Source organism: Zoogloea sp. (genome assembly GCF_041904905.1).
In the GTDB taxonomy this organism is placed as follows: domain Bacteria; phylum Pseudomonadota; class Gammaproteobacteria; order Burkholderiales; family Rhodocyclaceae; genus Zoogloea.
This window is the reverse complement of the sequence record NZ_JAYRMI010000136.1, coordinates 1-2,026: the sequence shown is the minus strand read 5'-3', so window position 1 is coordinate 2,026 and position 2,026 is coordinate 1. Positions and strand designations below refer to the sequence as shown.

Below are 2,026 nucleotides of genomic sequence, written 5' to 3'. Positions count from 1 at the left end.
AGAGCTCCGACGCTTCGACGGCCACACCAGTCCGCTCTCCGCCTGCGCCTTCTCCCCAGACGGCCAGTTCGTCCTCACCGCCGCCTACGACCACTCCGCGCGACTCTGGGATGCCCGCTCCGGCGCTGAACTCCGACGCAGCTACCAGAGCGAAGACGGCTGGCTGACGCTGGATGTGGCAAGCGGTCGCTGGCTGGGCGAAGGCAGCGCAACCGAGGCAATCCACTACGTGGATCTTGCCGATTGCGACCCGGTGAGCGGCCAACCCCGCGACGACGCCCCCCGCTGGGCCGCCTGCGACTTACCCGAACTGCGCATGGACGCCCCAGCCGACGCCTGAGCAACAATCGCCCCCCGCCCACCCGCGGGGCCGATTAAAATGGCGGGATGCCCGCCCGCAACGCCTACCAGATCCTCGGGGTCGACGCCGACGCCACCCTCGCCGAAATCAAGCGCGCCTACAAGCGCCTCGCGATGCGCTGGCACCCGGATCGCAACCCCGACCCCCAGGCCCAGGACCAGTTCCGCCTCGTCCGCCAGGCCTTCGAACGCCTCACCCAGAAGCCCGACGACGCATCTGGCGACGACGACACCCACCCCGAACCGCCGCGCAAGTCCGCCAAGCCCAAAGGCGAGGACCGCCACCAGGAGGTTTTTGTCGATCTCCTCGATGCCGCCCGGGGCGCCACCGTCACCGTCACCGTCGACGGCCGCGAGCCCTGCAACGACTGCAACGGCAGCGGCCACCGCAGCTATGGCCGCACCAGCATGTGCAGCCACTGCCACGGCAGCGGCCGGGTGCGCAGCGGCGGCGGGCTCAAATCCTGCGCCCACTGCCACGGCAAGGGCTTCACCACCGACACCCGCTGCCCGAGCTGCGAAGGCCGCGGCTGGAACCCGGCCGACCGCCAGCTCGCCGTCACCGTCCCCCCGGCCATGCTCCCGGGCGAAGAGCTGCGTATCGGCGGCCAGGGCGGCCCCGCGCCCGACAACGGCGAACCGGGCGACCTCTACCTCACCCTGCGCACCCACCCGCACCCCCTGTTCCGCCTCGACGGCCACGACATTCACGTCACCGTGCCGGTGAGCGTGTTTCGCGTGCTGGCCGGCGGCAGCATCGACGTGCCCACCCTCGACGGCGTGCGCGAGGTGCTCCTCCCCGAAGGCGCAACCAGCCCGGAGATCCGCGTGGCCGGCGCCGGCTTCCCCGGCCGCGGCCGCCGCAAGCCCGGCGACCTGCTGGTGCGCCTCGACACCCAGCACCTGCAGTTTCTCGGCAAGGAACAAAAGGCCATGCTCGAGATGGCCGAACAGATGCTCCAGAACAACCTCAAGGCCCAGAGCCCGGTGCTCGCCCGCTGGAACGCGGTGCTCGACACCTACCGCTGACCCCCGCCAAGCCCCACGACAAGACGGCAAAAATTGCCGCCACCGGCCCCAGGCCACCCCAAGCAGAGACGCCATGCCCCGCAAGAAACCCGAACTCCTCGCCCCCGCCGGCTCCCTGGCCATGCTCGACACCGCCTTCGCCTTCGGTGCCGACGCCATCTACGCCGGCCAGCCGCGCTACTCCCTGCGCGTGCGCAACAACGATTTCGGCGACCTGCCGGTGCTGGCCGACGGCATTGCCCGCGCCCGACGCCAGGGCAAGCACTTCTACGTCGTCGCCAACATCTACCCCCACGGCGCCAAGATCAAGACCTTCGTCAAGGACATCGCCCCGGTCGTCGCCCTCAAGCCCGACGCCCTCATCATGTCCGACCCCGGCCTGATCCTGCTGGTCCGCGAGCACTTCCCCGAGATGCCCATCCACCTCTCGGTGCAGGCCAACACCGTGAATGCCGCCGCCGTACGTTTCTGGAAGATGGCCGGCATCTCTCGGGTCATCCTGTCGCGGGAACTCTCCATCGACGAGATCGCCAGCATCCGCCAGGACTGCCCCGACACCGAACTCGAAGTCTTCATCCACGGCGCCCTGTGCATCGCGTATTCCGGCCGCTGCCTGCTCTCCGGCTACTTCAACCAC

3 protein-coding genes are annotated in these 2,026 nt (G+C 69.6%); all 3 read left to right on the top strand.

The window, feature by feature from the left end; all coding sequences use genetic code 11:
• A partial coding sequence (locus ACE3N6_RS19205) for a WD40 repeat domain-containing protein (protein ID WP_374247423.1) occupies nucleotides 1-340 on the top strand: 340 nt, incomplete at its 5' end.
• A 47-nt stretch (nucleotides 341-387) separates the two neighbouring features.
• The gene (locus ACE3N6_RS19200) at nucleotides 388-1,389 is read left to right on the top strand and encodes a DnaJ C-terminal domain-containing protein (protein ID WP_374247422.1); all 1,002 of its coding nucleotides are present in this window, start codon (nucleotides 388-390) and stop codon (nucleotides 1,387-1,389) included.
• Between the two features lie 73 nt (nucleotides 1,390-1,462).
• A partial coding sequence (locus ACE3N6_RS19195) for a U32 family peptidase (RefSeq protein ID WP_374247421.1) occupies nucleotides 1,463-2,026 on the top strand: 564 nt, incomplete at its 3' end.

Bases quoted from the DNA above. Each gene is read 5' to 3' on its own strand.
- ACE3N6_RS19200 (WP_374247422.1), top strand. From the start codon at position 388: ATGCCCGCCCGCAACGCCTACCAGATCCTCGGGGTCGACGCCGACGCC.